At 71.0% G+C, this 13,426-nt stretch carries 11 protein-coding genes; 9 read left to right on the top strand and 2 right to left on the bottom strand.

Features of this window, described 5'->3' with window-relative positions:
* Nucleotides 1-10 precede the first annotated feature (10 nt).
* From OG295_RS22210 to OG295_RS22175, 8 genes are all read left to right on the top strand, one after another.
* On the top strand, nucleotides 11-931 hold the full coding sequence (locus OG295_RS22210; protein WP_371681265.1) for a hydroxymethylglutaryl-CoA lyase: 921 nt from the start codon (nucleotides 11-13) through the stop codon (nucleotides 929-931).
* An 8-nt stretch (nucleotides 932-939) separates the two neighbouring features.
* Nucleotides 940-2,100 carry an acyl-CoA dehydrogenase family protein gene (locus tag OG295_RS22205; RefSeq protein ID WP_371678451.1) on the top strand — a complete coding sequence of 387 codons (1,161 nt, stop codon included), beginning with the start codon at nucleotides 940-942 and terminating at the stop codon, nucleotides 2,098-2,100.
* Between the two features lie 148 nt (nucleotides 2,101-2,248).
* Entirely contained in the window at nucleotides 2,249-3,301 is a 1,053-nt protein-coding gene (locus OG295_RS22200; protein WP_371678450.1) for an ABC transporter substrate-binding protein, read from the top strand.
* A gap of 40 nt (nucleotides 3,302-3,341) precedes the next feature.
* Nucleotides 3,342-4,232 carry a siderophore-interacting protein gene (locus tag OG295_RS22195; protein ID WP_371678449.1) on the top strand — a complete coding sequence of 297 codons (891 nt, stop codon included), beginning with the start codon at nucleotides 3,342-3,344 and terminating at the stop codon, nucleotides 4,230-4,232.
* Between the two features lie 140 nt (nucleotides 4,233-4,372).
* Complete coding sequence (locus tag OG295_RS22190) at nucleotides 4,373-5,866, top strand: aspartate aminotransferase family protein (RefSeq protein WP_371678448.1); 1,494 nt, start codon at nucleotides 4,373-4,375, stop codon at nucleotides 5,864-5,866.
* Entirely contained in the window at nucleotides 5,850-7,151 is a 1,302-nt protein-coding gene (locus tag OG295_RS22185; RefSeq protein ID WP_371678447.1) for a lysine N(6)-hydroxylase/L-ornithine N(5)-oxygenase family protein, read from the top strand. Before OG295_RS22190 ends, OG295_RS22185 begins: the two co-directional genes overlap by 17 nt.
* Nucleotides 7,148-7,726 (top strand): GNAT family N-acetyltransferase, encoded by a 579-nt coding sequence (locus OG295_RS22180; RefSeq protein WP_371678446.1) that lies wholly within the window; start codon nucleotides 7,148-7,150, stop codon nucleotides 7,724-7,726. Before OG295_RS22185 ends, OG295_RS22180 begins: the two co-directional genes overlap by 4 nt.
* On the top strand, nucleotides 7,723-9,504 hold the full coding sequence (locus tag OG295_RS22175; RefSeq protein WP_371678445.1) for an IucA/IucC family siderophore biosynthesis protein: 1,782 nt from the start codon (nucleotides 7,723-7,725) through the stop codon (nucleotides 9,502-9,504). The genes OG295_RS22180 and OG295_RS22175 overlap by 4 nt, the downstream gene beginning before the upstream one ends.
* A 259-nt stretch (nucleotides 9,505-9,763) precedes the next feature.
* Here OG295_RS22175 and OG295_RS22170 read toward each other — a convergent pair whose 3' ends face one another.
* A complete protein-coding gene (locus OG295_RS22170) occupies nucleotides 9,764-10,795 on the bottom strand; it encodes a toxin glutamine deamidase domain-containing protein (RefSeq protein WP_371678444.1) in 1,032 nt (343 codons plus the stop codon).
* A gap of 90 nt (nucleotides 10,796-10,885) precedes the next feature.
* Nucleotides 10,886-12,463 carry a beta-N-acetylhexosaminidase gene (locus OG295_RS22165; RefSeq protein ID WP_371678443.1) on the bottom strand — a complete coding sequence of 526 codons (1,578 nt, stop codon included), beginning with the start codon at nucleotides 12,461-12,463 and terminating at the stop codon, nucleotides 10,886-10,888.
* A gap of 52 nt (nucleotides 12,464-12,515) precedes the next feature.
* Here OG295_RS22165 and OG295_RS22160 point away from each other — a divergent pair, with 52 nt between their 5' ends.
* The gene (locus OG295_RS22160) at nucleotides 12,516-13,403 is read left to right on the top strand and encodes a DUF4429 domain-containing protein (RefSeq protein ID WP_371678442.1); all 888 of its coding nucleotides are present in this window, start codon (nucleotides 12,516-12,518) and stop codon (nucleotides 13,401-13,403) included.
* The last annotated feature ends 23 nt before the right edge of the window (nucleotides 13,404-13,426 follow it).

Here is a 13,426-nt window from a genome sequence, read left to right as displayed (position 1 = left end):
CGGACTGCCCATGAACGTCCCGGCCCCCGGGCTGCCGGCCCGGGTCCGCATCCACGAGGTCGGCGCCCGCGACGGACTGCAGAACGAGAAGACGGCCGTACCCACCGCCGTCAAGGCCGAGTTCGTCCACCGCCTCGCCGCCGCCGGCCTGACGACCGTCGAGGCGACCAGCTTCGTGCACCCCAAGTGGGTGCCCCAGCTGGCCGACGCCGAGGAGCTTTTCCCGCGGCTCCAGGACCTGGCCGGGGTGCACCTGCCCGTCCTCGTCCCCAACGAGCGCGGCCTCGACCGCGCCCTGGCGCTCGGCGCGGACCGCATCGCCGTGTTCGGCTCGGCCACCGAGACCTTCGCGTCCCGCAACCTGAACCGGACCGTCGCCGAGTCCCTCACCATGTTCGAGCCCGTCGTGGCCCGTGCCAAGGAGGGCGGCGCGCACGTGCGCGGCTACCTCTCCATGTGCTTCGGCGACCCCTGGGAGGGCCCGGTCCCGGTCCACCAGGTGGTCCGGGTCGCCAAGGCCCTGCTCGACCTCGGCTGCGACGAGCTCAGCCTCGGCGACACCATCGGCGTCGCCACCCCGGGCCATGTCCAAAGCCTCCTCGGCGAGCTCAACGAGGAGGGCGTGCCGACGGACCGGATCGGCGTGCACTTCCACGACACCTACGGCCAGGCGCTGTCCAACACCCTCGCCGCGCTCCAGCACGGAGTGACCACCGTCGACGCCTCCGCGGGCGGCCTCGGCGGCTGCCCGTACGCGAAGAGCGCCACCGGCAACCTCGCCACCGAGGACCTGGTGTGGATGCTCGACGGCCTCGGCATCGAGACCGGGGTCGACCTGGCCGCGCTCACCGCCACGAGCGTGTGGATGGCCGAACAGCTGGGCCGTCCCAGCCCCTCCCGCACCGTCCGCGCCCTCTCCCACAAGGAGTAACGAAGATCATGGCCCTCGACCACCGGCTCACCCCCGAGCACGAGGAACTCCGCCGCACCGTCGAGGCGTTCGCCCACGACGTCATCGCCCCGAAGATCGGCGACCTGTACGAGCGCCACGAGTTCCCGTACGAGATCGTCCGCGAGATGGGCCGCATGGGCCTGTTCGGCCTGCCCTTCCCGGAGGAGTACGGCGGCATGGGCGGCGACTACCTCGCCCTCGGCATCGCCCTGGAGGAGCTGGCCCGCGTCGACTCCTCGGTCGCCATCACCCTGGAGGCGGGCGTCTCGCTGGGCGCCATGCCGCTCTACCTCTTCGGCTCCGAGGAGCAGAAGCGGGAGTGGCTGCCCAAGATGTGCTCCGGGGAGGTCCTGGGCGCGTTCGGCCTGACCGAGCCCGGCGCGGGCAGCGACGCCGGCGGCACCCGCACCACCGCCGTCAAGGACGGCGACGAGTGGGTCATCAACGGCTCGAAGTGCTTCATCACCAACTCCGGTACGGACATCACCGGACTGGTGACCGTCACCGCCGTGACCGGTCGCAAGGCGGACGGCCGTCCGGAGATCTCCTCGATCATCGTCCCGTCGGGCACTCCCGGGTTCACGGTCGCCGCGCCCTACTCCAAGGTCGGCTGGAACTCCTCGGACACCCGCGAGCTTTCCTTCGCCGACGTCCGCGTCCCGCTGGCCAACCTCGTCGGCGACGAGGGCCGCGGATACGCCCAGTTCCTGCGGATCCTGGACGAGGGCCGCATCGCCATCTCGGCACTCGCCACCGGCCTCGCGCAGGGCTGTGTGGACGAGTCGGTCAAGTACGCGAAGGAACGGCACGCCTTCGGCAAGGCGATCGGCGACAACCAGGCCATCCAGTTCAAGCTGGCGGACATGGAGATGCGCGCGCACATGGCCCGCATCGGCTGGCGCGACGCGGCCTCCCGCCTGGTGGCCGGGGAGCCGTTCAAGAAGGAGGCTGCGATCGCGAAGCTGTACTCCTCGACCGTGGCCGTGGACAACGCCCGTGACGCCACGCAGATCCACGGCGGCTACGGCTTCATGAACGAGTACCCCGTGGCCCGCATGTGGCGGGACTCCAAGATCCTGGAAATCGGCGAAGGCACGAGCGAGGTGCAGCGCATGCTCATCGCCCGTGAGCTGGGCTTCGCCGGCTGACGGAACCCCCGCGACGCGCGGGGAGCGGCAAGGGGACCCGAGAAAATTAGGGTCCCCTTACTGTTTTTGGCCAAGGTTAGGCTAACCTTCCCACGAACGGTCACACCCCCGGTGGCCGCCCCCTGCGCGTACGAAAGCGGACATCGACATGCCCAAGCCCAGAACCTCCGTCCTCTCCCGTCGCGGCTTCGTCGCGGCGGGCGGCGCCCTCGGCCTCGTCGCGGCGCTCAGCGCCTGCGGCGGCAACACCGGCACGGCGAAGGACGGCGCGGGCGACAAGGGCGGCGCCTCCGCGGCGGCTTCCGGCCCCTGGACGTTCAAGGACGACCTCGGCAAGGACGTCAGCACCAAGTCCGCGCCGAAGAACATCGTCGCCTTCACCGGCACGGCCGCCGCCCTCTACGACTACGGCGTCCAAGTCAAGGGCGTGTTCGGCCCGACCAAGCTCGCCGACGGCAAGCCGGACCCGCAGGCCGGCTCCATGGACATCTCCAAGGTCGAGATCCTGGGCAACGTCTACGACGAGTTCAACGTCGAGAAGTACGCGGCCCTGCGGCCCGACGTGCTGCTGACCAACACCTGGGACGGCTCGTACTGGTACGTCCCCGAGGCCTCCAAGGACAAGATCCTGAAGCTGGCCCCGGCCGCCGCCATCGCCACGGGCAGCGACGCCTCGATGGACAAGGCCCTCGCCCGCACGGCGGAGCTCGCCCAGTCCCTCGGCGCCGACCCGAAGAACCAGAAGACCGTCGACGCCAAGGCCCGCTTCGAGGCCGCCGCCGCGAAGGTCCGCGAGGCCACCAAGGCCAACCCGGGCGTCAAGGTGCTCGTCGGCTCGGGCGACGCGGACCACCTCTACGTCTCCACCCCGAAGACCTCGGCCGACCTGAAGTACTTCGAGTCCCTCGGCGTGGAGTTCGTGACCCCGGACCACCTCGACCAGGGCAGCGTCTTCTTCGAGAGCCTGAGCTGGGAGAACGCCGGCAAGTACAAGGCCGACGTCGTCCTGCTCGACAACCGCACCGGCACCCTGCAGAACGAGCAGCTGACGAAGGAGAAGCCCACCTGGGCCGCGCTGCCCGCCGTCAAGGCCGGCCAGATCGCCCCGCGCGTGACGGAGCCGATCTACTCGTACGAGAAGTGCGCGCAGATCCTGGAAGACCTCGCGAAGACCGTCCAGAACGCCAAGAAGGTCAGCTGACCACCGCCACAACGGCGAAATCCCAGGGGGGATCCTCCGCATGACCGCCACCGAATCCGCCGCGCACTTCGGCTTCTTCACGCTCGAAGTCCTGCGCACGCGGCGCCTCGGCCACTCGTTCCTGCGCGTCACCTTCGGCGGGGAGTCCCTCGCCGGATTCCGGTCGGGGGGCTTCGACCAGAGCCTCTCGCTCTTCCTGCCGCCCGAGCACCGGGAGCACACCGAACTCCCCTCCACCGCCGAGGACACCTGGTTCGCCGAGTGGCGGGGGATGCCGGAGGAGGAGCGGCCCGTGATGCGCTCGTACACCGTGCGCGAGCAGCGGCGCACGCCCGGCGGCGCGGACGAGGTGGACATCGACTTCGTCCTGCACGGGGACTCCTCCCCGGCCTCCCGCTGGGCGGGCAAGGCGGTGACCGGCCGCCGGATCATGGCGATCGGCCCGGCCGTCGCGGAGAACAAGTCCGTGCGCTTCCAGCCCCCTGCGGGCACCGACGCGGTGCTGATGTACGCGGACGAGACGGCCCTGCCGGCCGCCGCGGCGATCCTGGACCGGCTCCCCGCCGGAACCAGGGTGAAGGCGTGGTTCGAGGTCCCGCACGAGGACGACCGGATCGCCCTGCCGGCTCCGGCGGACGCGGACGTCACCTGGATCGTGCGCGAGAAGGGGGCCGGCCGGGAGCGGACCGAAGAGGTGGTGGAGCGGGTGCGGGCGAGCGCGCTGCCCGCCGCCGAGGCCCCGTACGCCTGGATCGCGGGCGAGGCCGGCACCATCCGCGCGGTACGCCGCCACCTGGTGCAGGAACGTTCCGTCGACCGGCGCGCGGTGCGCTTCACCGGCTACTGGCGCCTCGGCGCGAGCGAGGAGCAGCTGCTCGCCGAGGCGTACGCGGGCAAGGCCGCGAGCGAGGACCCCGCGTCCGAGCTGTAGCAACGCGCGCGCCACGCACGGCATTTGGAAGAAGGGCCCCGGCATTCGCCGGGGCCCTTCCCTATTTGGCCGAATGATTAGGTTAGGCTAACCTAATCATTACACCCCACCCGCTTCTCCCCCTGCCCGGAGGAAAGTTGATGCGCTCGCATCTGCTGAACGAGACGACCGCGGACCTCTACCGGCGCTCCGTCACCGAGGGCGTCGACCGCGTCGCCGCCAAACTCGCGACCACGGAACAACCCCACACCGGCGTGTCCGTCGACGAGCTCGCCCCGGTCATCGCCTCGATCGACCTCGACACCCCGCTGGCCGACACCGCGGCCGCGCTCGACGAGCTCGAAGGCGTCTACCTCCGTGACGCGGTCTACTTCCACCACCCCCGCTACCTGGGCCACCTCAACTGCCCGGTGGTCATCCCCGCGGTGGTCGGCGAAGCGGTCCTCTCGGCCGTCAACTCCTCGCTCGACACCTGGGACCAGTCCATCGGCGGCACGCTCATCGAGCGCCGCCTGATCGACTGGACCGCCCGCCGCATCGGCCTCGGCGAGGGCGCCGACGGCATCTTCACCTCCGGCGGCAGCCAGTCGAACTTCCACGCGCTGCTCCTGGCCCGCGACGAGGCCTGCCGCATCGTCATGAAGCGCGCCCTGGACCGGGGCGTCGAGCTCGCCAAGGCCGAACTGCTGCCGAAGCTGCGCATCTTCACCTCCGAGGCCAGCCACTTCAGCGTCCAGAAGTCGGCCGCCATGCTCGGCCTCGGCTACGAGGCGGTCATCTCCGTCCCGGTCGACCGCAACCGCCGCATGGACACCTCGGTGCTCGCCCTGGAGCTGGAGAACTGCGCCGCCGAGGGCCTCTTCCCGATGGCCGTCGTCGCCACCGCCGGCACCACCGACTTCGGGTCCATCGACCCGCTCCCCGAGATCGCCCGCCTGACCTCCGAGCACTCCGCGTGGATGCACGTGGACGCCGCCTACGGCTGCGGACTGCTGGTCTCCCCCACCCGCCGGCACCTCCTCGACGGCATCGGGCACGCCGACTCGGTCACGGTCGACTACCACAAGTCCTTCTTCCAGCCGGTGAGTTCCAGCGCGATGCTGGTCCGCGACCGCGACACCCTCAAGCACGCCACGTACCACGCGGACTACCTCAACCCGCGCCGGATGGCCGAGGAGCGGATCCCGAACCAGGTCGACAAGTCGATCCAGACCACGCGCCGTTTCGACGCCCTCAAGCTCTGGATGACCCTGCGCGTCATGGGCGCCGACGGCCTCGGCTCACTCTTCGACGAGGTCATCGACCTGGCCGCCGCCGGCTACGAGGTCATCGAGGCCGACCCGCGCTTCGAGGTCGTCGTCCGCCCGCAGATCTCCACCCTGGTCTTCCGCTACGTCCCCGCCGGCGGCGAGTACCGGGCGGACCTCCTCGACGAGGCCCAGCTGCACGCCCGCAAGGCCCTGTTCGCCTCCGGCGAGGCCGTCGTGGCCGGCACCAGGGTGGACGGCCGCCAGTACCTGAAGTTCACCCTCCTCAACCCGCAGACCACGACGTCCGACATCGCGGCCGTCCTCGACCTCCTCGCCGCACACGCCGAGCAGTTCCTGGGAGAATCCCTTGCCGTCCACCGTTAAGCCCCACGACTTCATCGGCATCGGCCTCGGTCCCTTCAACCTGGGACTCGCCTGCCTGACCGCGCCGATCGACGAGCTCGACGGCCTCTTCATCGAGTCGAAGCCGCACTTCGAGTGGCACGCCGGCATGTTCCTCGACGGTGCGCACCTGCAGACGCCGTTCATGTCGGACCTGGTCACCCTCGCCGACCCGACCTCGCCCTTCTCCTTCCTGAACTACCTGAAGGACAAGGACCGGCTGTACTCCTTCTACATCCGGGAGAACTTCTACCCGCTGCGCGCCGAGTACAACGACTACTGCCGCTGGGCCGCCGACCGGCTCGACAACGTCCTGTACTCCACCACGGTCACCGAGGTCACCTACGACGGGGCCGCCGGCCTCTACGAGGTCCACACGGACAAGGGCGAGACCCACCTCGCCCGCCGCCTGGTCCTGGGCACCGGCACCTCGCCCCACGTCCCGCGGGCCTGCGGGGACCTCGGCGGCGACTTCCTGCACAACTCGGCCTACATGCAGAACAAGGCGGAGCTGCAGAAGAAGAAGTCGATCACCCTGATCGGCTCCGGCCAGAGCGCGGCCGAGATCTACCTCGACCTCCTCGCCGAGATCGACTCGTACGGCTACCAGCTGAACTGGGTCACCCGCTCCCCCCGCTTCTTCCCCCTCGAATACACCAAGCTGACGCTGGAGATGACCTCCCCGGAATACGTGGACTACTTCCACGCCCTCCCGGAGGACACCCGCTACCGCCTGGAGACCCAGCAGAAGAACCTCTTCAAGGGCATCGACGGCGACCTGATCAACGAGATCTTCGACCTGCTCTACCAGAAGAAGATCAGCATGCCGGGCCCCGTCCCGACCACCCTGCTGACCAACACCTCCCTGAACGGCACGGCGTACGACACCACCACGGGCACCTACACCCTGGGGCTGCGCCAGGAGGAGCAGGAGCGGGACTTCTCCCTCGCCACCGAGGGCCTGGTGCTCGCCACCGGCTACGAGTACGTCGTCCCCGGATTCCTGGACCCGGTCCGCGACCGCCTGAACTTCGACGGCCGCGGCCGCCTCGACGCGGGCCGCAACTACAGCGTGGACACGACCGGCCGGGGCGTCTACCTCCAGAACGGCACGACCCACAACCACTCCATCACCTCGCCCGACCTGGGCATGGCCGCGTACCGCAACGCGTACATCGTCGGTGAGCTGCTCGGCCGCGAGTACTACAAGGTCGAGAAGTCCATCGCGTTCCAGCAGTTCGCCGCCCCGGAAGGCACGCACGCATGAGCACCACCGCCGAGATCCTCTTCACCCGCACCGACGCCGTCCTCGGGACCTTCACGATCCGTCCCCTGGACCCGTTCGCCGACGCGGAACTGCTGCACGGCTGGGTCACCGACCCGAAGGCCGCGTTCTGGATGATGCAGGACGCCACGCTCACCGAGGTGGAGCGCGAGTACGTGCGCATCACCACGCACGAGCACCACCAGGCCTTCATCGGCCTGCACGAGGGCCGGCCCGCCTTCCTCATGGAGAGCTACGACCCGGCGCGCCTGGAGCTGGTCGGCCTGTACGACCCCGAGCCCGGCGACGTCGGCATGCACTTCCTGGTCGCCCCGACCGACACCCCGGTCAGCGGCTTCACCCGCGCCGTGATCACCACGGTGATGGCCTCGCTCTTCGCCGACCCGGCGAACCTCCGCGTCGTCGTCGAGCCCGACGTCCGCAACAAGGCCGTCCACGCCCTCAACGAGGCGGTCGGTTTCGTCCCCGAGCGCGAGGTCGTCAAGCCGGAGAAGACCGCCCTGCTCAGCTTCTGCACCCGCGAGCAGTTCGAGGCCACCCAGCAGGAGTCGATATGAGCCTGTCCGACGCCATCTCCCACCTCTCCCCGGAGCTGTGGGCCCGCGCGAACCGCGCCCTGGTCCGCAAGGCGCTCGCCGAGTTCTCGCACGAGCGCCTGCTGACCCCGAAGCTGCTGGACTCGGGCCTGTACTCGGTCCTCAGCGACGACGCCACCGTCGAGTACCGCTTCGCCGCGACCCTCCACGCGCTGGACCACTGGTCGGTGGACGAGGCCTCCATCACCCGCCACCGCGACGGCGGGCCGGCCGACCTGGACGCCCTCGACTTCCACATCGAGCTCCGCCGGACCCTGGGCCTGAGCGCGGAGGTCCTGCCCGTCTACCTGGAGGAGATCTCCTCCACCCTGGCGGGCTCGGGCTACAAGTACACGAAGCCGCAGGTCTCCTCCGCCGTCCTCGCGAAGTCCTCCTTCCAGGACATCGAGACCGGCATGACCGAGGGCCACCCCTGCTTCGTCGCCAACAACGGCCGCCTCGGCTTCGGCGTGCACGAGTACCTCTCGTACGCCCCGGAGACCGCGAGCCCGGTCCACCTGGTGTGGGTCGCCGCCCGCAGGGACGTCTCCACCTTCACGGCGGGCGCGGGCCTGGACCACGACGCCTTCGTCCGCGAGGAGCTCGGCGAGGACGCCCTCACGCTCTTCGCGGCGAAAATGGCCTCCCTCGGCCTGGACCTCGCGGACTACCACCTGCTGCCCGTCCACCCCTGGCAGTGGTGGAACAAGACCACGGTCACCTTCGCCGCCGAGATCGCCAACCGCCGCCTGGTCCTGCTGGGCGAGGGCTCCGACGCCTACCTCGCGCAGCAGTCGATCCGCACCTTCTTCAACACCACCACCCCCACGAAGCACTACGTGAAGACCGCCATCTCGGTCCTCAACATGGGCTTCATGCGTGGCCTTTCGGCGGCGTACATGGAGGCCACCCCGGCCATCAACGACTGGCTGCACCAGCTGATCGAGAACGACGAGGTCCTGCGGTCCGTCGACTTCTCGATCATCCGCGAGCGCGCGGCGATCGGCTACCACCACCGCCAGTACGAGCGCGCGACGGACCGGTACTCCCCGTACCGCAAGATGCTCGCCGCGCTGTGGCGCGAGTCCCCGGTGAACTTCGTCCGGGGCGAGGAGCGCCTGGCGACGATGGCCTCCCTCCTGCACGTGGACGCGGACGGCAAGTCCTTCGTCGGCGCCCTGATCGAGGAGTCGGGCCTCACCCCGGCCGAGTGGCTGGCCTCCTACCTCCGGGCCTACCTCGTCCCCCTCCTCCACTGCTTCTACCAGTACGACCTCGCCTACATGCCGCACGGCGAGAACACGATCCTCGTCATCGAGGGCGGCGTGGTGAAGCGGGCGATCTTCAAGGACATCGCCGAGGAGATCGTGGTCATGGACCCGGACGCGGTCCTGCCGCCCGCGGTCGAGCGGGTCCGGGCGGACATCCCGGAGGACATGAAGCTGCTGTCGGTCTTCACGGACGTCTTCGACTGCTTCTTCCGCTTCCTCGGCCCGATCCTGGCCACCGAGGGCATCTGCGAGGAGGACACCTTCTGGAAGGCCGTGGCCGACTGCGCCCACGCCTACCAGGACTCGGTCCCGGCCCTCGCGGACCGCTTCGAGCGCTACGACCTCTTCGCGCCCGAGTTCCAGCTGTCCTGCCTCAACCGCCTCCAGCTGCGCAACAACAAGCAGATGGTCGACCTCGCCGACCCGTCGGCGGCCCTGCAGCTGATCGGCACCCTCAAGAACCCCGTCGCGCCCTTCGCCCGGCGCTGACGGCCCCGGCCCGGCACTCCCCGAAATACGGTCCCTTCGGGGAGTGCCGGGCCTTCTACGAGTTCTACGGGGTCGGGAACACCCCCGGCCCGCACCGCACCGGGTCGTGCCAGGGCTGCGTGCCCACCACCCAGGCCACGTTCGGCGCGGACGTCTCCGTGCGCCGGGCGCGAGTCGCCGTGGGCGCAGGAACGCGCATTCATTGTCGCCCGCCCGCCCCGACTCCGCCGCCCGGCCCGGTTCCCGCCGCTCTTCCGGGCTACGGCCGCAGTCGCGCGAACACCAGCTCCAGCACACCGACGGTGTCCAGCCGCGCCAGGCCACCGGTCATGCCGTCCAGGAACACGACGCTGCCGTTGTTGTTGTGCACGTACAGCAGGTGTCCGCTGACCTCGGCGCCGCGGATCACCCGGCGCACCCACACGACGCCCTGGGTGTCCGGCCCGGTCTCCCCGGCCCGCCGGATCACCTCGTCCCAGCTCCCGCAGCGGATCTGCACGGCGGCCGGGAAGTACCGCTCGAGCAGCAGCTCCCACCACCCCGGCGCCTCGTGCGCGGGCTGCCACGGCAGGGGCGTCGACGGCGCCCCGGCGATGGCGGCGGCCACGGTCACGACACATCCGCGCGAGTTCAACCGCCGCGCCTGGACCTGGGGGTCCCGTTCCTGCTCGGTCCGGGTGTACTCCCCGGCATCGGTCCAAGGGTCGTCGGAAGCCGGGTGAAAGGGCCGTCCCAGGTCCTTGGGCACCACCACGGAGGCGGTCAGCATGGGCGTGCGCGGGTACCCCGGCCGCTCGATGGTCCGGCAGGCGAACAGCCACGTCCCGGCGTCCTCGGCGACCGGCTCGATCCCGGCCAGCTCGACGCGCCCCTGGTAGGTGGTGAGGAGCCATTCCAGGGCCCGCTGCCACGGCGTGGCGCTACGGGTCCTCGCCAGCGAGGCCGACTCCCAGCCGCCGTGGCGCACATAGGCCAGGAACTCCTCCATCGGCAGGTGCGACGGAGGGAACCGCACCGCGCCGCCGTCCTTCGGGACGAGAACCCCCTTGGTGAGCGGACCGATCCAGTGGTCTGCGGCGTCGATGCTCTCCTGCGTGTCGAAGCGGATGACCCAGGCCAGGTCGAGTTCCTCGCTGAGCTCCGGCTGGAGGACGATCGTCCACGGCTCATGGGCGAAGGCCCGGGCGAGACAGGGCCTCGCCGCCTCGACGGCCTCGTCGAGCGTGACGCCCTCAGCCCTCCGCACCGGCGCCGCCTCCGGGACGCCGAGATCCGCTCCGTCGCCGCTCATGCCGCCCCTCCCCGTCCGGCCCCACCAGGAACCGGACCTCTTGCCGTCCGTCGTCAGATCGTCGCACGGACGCCGGCGGGCCCGATCCGGCTACTCCCAGGGGACCTCCGGGGCCCGGTAGTACGTGATGTCCTGGGCTTCCAGGCGGGGGGCCTGGGCGGCCAGGCGTTCGCGGTACGCCGGCCAGTCGAGGGCGCTCGCCGGGGACCAGCCCAGTTCCGCCAGGCCCAGGACGCGCGGGAAGGCCAGCAGTTCCCAGTCGGAGCGGGTCGCGACGGTCTCCGTCCACAGCGGGGCCTCGACCCCGAGGACGGCGGACTCCGGGAGGCCCGGGAGGTAGGAGCCCGGGTTCCAGGAGTAGGAGCGCCGCACCGGGACGTAGCCGGCCCAGGCGAGGCCCGGCTTCGTCGCCGTGTCGTACTTCATGTCCAGGTAGGCGTGGTCGGCCGGGGAGAGGATCACCGGGTGGCCGGACTTCCCCGCCGCCACGACCGCCGCCTTCTCGGCGGCGGCTGTCTTGTCGTGGCCCCAGTACTGGAGCACCGCGCCCGGCGCCGGGCGGGCCGAGGCGAGCTGGTGCCAGGCCACCACCGTCTTGCCGTGGCGGGCCACCACCTGCTGGGCCCGGTCCATGAAGGCCGCGTAGTCCGCCGCCGGGGTGGCGCGGGCCTCGTCGCCGCCGATGTGCAGGTAGCGGCCGGGGGTCAGCTCCGCGAGCTCGCCGAGGACCTGGTCGATGAACTCGTAGGTCCGCTCCTTGCCCACGCACAGCGAGCTGAAGCCGACCTTGATCCCGGTGTAGCGCTCCGGGGCCTTCCCGTCGCAGGTCAGCTCCGGGTAGGAGGCGAGCGCGGCGTTCACGTGGCCGGGCATGTCGACCTCCGGGACCACGTCCACGTACCGCTCCGCCGCGTACGCCACCAGGTCCCGGTACTCCTCCTTGGTCCAGTGGCCGCCGGGCCCGCCGCCGACCTCGCTCGCGCCCCCGTACTCCGCGAGCCGGGGCCAGGAGTCGATCGCGATCCGCCAGCCCTGGTCGTCCGTGAGGTGCAGGTGCAGGGTGTTGATCTTGTACTGGGCGAGCTGGTCGACGTACCGCTTCACCTGCTCCACCGGGAAGTGGTGACGGGCCACGTCCACCATCGCCCCCCGGTACGCGAACCGCGGGACGTCCACCACCGTCCCGCCGGGAACCCCGCCCGCCCCCCGGACCGGCACCAGCTGGCGCAACGTCTGCCCCGCGTGGAAGAGCCCGGCCGGGGTGCGGGCGGTCAGGGTGATCCCGGCGGCGGTGGTGCGCAGCCGGTAGCCCTCCGCGCCGAGTTCCGCGTCCCCGGTGTCGAGCCGCAGCCGGACCCCGTCCCCGTCCTCGCCGTCGACCACCGGCAGCGGCAGCCCGCCGGGGCCGCGCAGCTGCTCCGCGAGGAGCTCGCCGACCCGCCGGACCTCCTCCGGCGCCGCCACACCCGTACGGATCACCGTGCCGGCCCCGAAGACGTACGGGGCGCCTTCGGCCCGCGCGGAGGCGGGCGCGGGCAGGAGCCGTTCGTAGGGGGCGAGGGCGGCGGGGCGGCGGGTGGCCTTGGCGTCGTCACCGTGGGCCGCGGTGCAGGAGACGACCGCCCCGAGGGCGAGGAGGGTGCCGAGCGCGCGTCGCAGGACTCTCATGCGCCCAGGTATAGGCCAACCGGCCCTGGATTGCCGATGGGAGAATCACCGCATGGCGGAAATCATCCAGAAGGACGGCACTTGGACCTTCGACGGGGACGCGGTGCGCATCGTGCCGGGCCGCGACAAGGGGGTGGGGCTGCTCCGGCAGCACCTCGGCGAAGTGGTCGTACCGCTGCGGGCCGTCGCGGGGGTCAGTCACGAGCCGGGCCGCAAGGCGGGCCGGCTGCGGCTTCGGCTGCGGGACGGGGCGGACCCGCTGCTGCAGGTGACGGGAGGGCGGCTGCCGGAGCCCTCCGACCCCTATCTCCTGACGGTGGAGCCGGACCGGACCGGGGTCGCGGAGTACTTCGTCGACGAGCTGCGCAACGCCCTGCTGCTGGACCAGGTCGATCCCGGCCCCTCGGACGCCTACCTGCTGCCGGGGCCCGCCGTTCCGATCTCGGTCGGCGCGGGTGACGGGTCGGCGGCCTTCGACGGCGACCGGGTGCTGCTGGACTGGAACTGGACGACGGAGGAGGCGAAGCGTTCCGGCGGACCGCGGGAGTTCCGCGTCGGCGACGTGCGGTCGGTGGAGTGGACGCCGTCCAGGGGGCTGGAGCACGGCTGGCTGCGGTTCACCCTGAAGGGCGCCACGGCGGCGGCCGCGCCCAAGTACGACCCGCACACCCTGGAGCTCTTCGGTTTCAAGAAGGACCCCCTGATGGCGCTGGTCGCGGCGGCCGTGGCGGTGCGGATCCCGCACCCGGCGGCGCCCGCGCCGGCCCCCGCGCCCGAGGCGCTGCCGCTGCCCGAGGCGCGCGCGGCCCTGGCGGGCGAGCCGGTGGACCACGACACCCTGCTGCGACGCCTGCGCGAGCTGGGCGAGCTGCACCGGACGGGCATCCTGACCGCCGAGGAGTTCAGCGCCGCGAAGGCCGCCATTTTGGGTCGTTTCTGACCGACCCGGACCGGAATTACCCA

Origin of the sequence: Streptomyces sp. NBC_01276 (assembly GCF_041435355.1) — a bacterium.
GTDB lineage: Bacteria > Actinomycetota > Actinomycetes > Streptomycetales > Streptomycetaceae > Streptomyces.
Note: the sequence above shows the minus strand (reverse complement) of the source record. Positions and strands in the feature narration are given on the sequence as shown.

Bases quoted from the DNA above. Each gene is read 5' to 3' on its own strand.
- OG295_RS22210 (WP_371681265.1), top strand. From the start codon at position 11: ATGAACGTCCCGGCCCCCGGGCTGCCGGCCCGGGTCCGCATCCACGAG.
- OG295_RS22205 (WP_371678451.1), top strand. From the start codon at position 940: ATGGCCCTCGACCACCGGCTCACCCCCGAGCACGAGGAACTCCGCCGC.
- OG295_RS22200 (WP_371678450.1), top strand. From the start codon at position 2,249: ATGCCCAAGCCCAGAACCTCCGTCCTCTCCCGTCGCGGCTTCGTCGCG.
- OG295_RS22195 (WP_371678449.1), top strand. From the start codon at position 3,342: ATGACCGCCACCGAATCCGCCGCGCACTTCGGCTTCTTCACGCTCGAA.
- OG295_RS22190 (WP_371678448.1), top strand. From the start codon at position 4,373: ATGCGCTCGCATCTGCTGAACGAGACGACCGCGGACCTCTACCGGCGC.
- OG295_RS22180 (WP_371678446.1), top strand. From the start codon at position 7,148: ATGAGCACCACCGCCGAGATCCTCTTCACCCGCACCGACGCCGTCCTC.
- OG295_RS22175 (WP_371678445.1), top strand. From the start codon at position 7,723: ATGAGCCTGTCCGACGCCATCTCCCACCTCTCCCCGGAGCTGTGGGCC.
- OG295_RS22170 (WP_371678444.1), bottom strand. From the start codon at position 10,795: ATGAGCGGCGACGGAGCGGATCTCGGCGTCCCGGAGGCGGCGCCGGTG.
- OG295_RS22165 (WP_371678443.1), bottom strand. From the start codon at position 12,463: ATGAGAGTCCTGCGACGCGCGCTCGGCACCCTCCTCGCCCTCGGGGCG.
- OG295_RS22160 (WP_371678442.1), top strand. From the start codon at position 12,516: ATGGCGGAAATCATCCAGAAGGACGGCACTTGGACCTTCGACGGGGAC.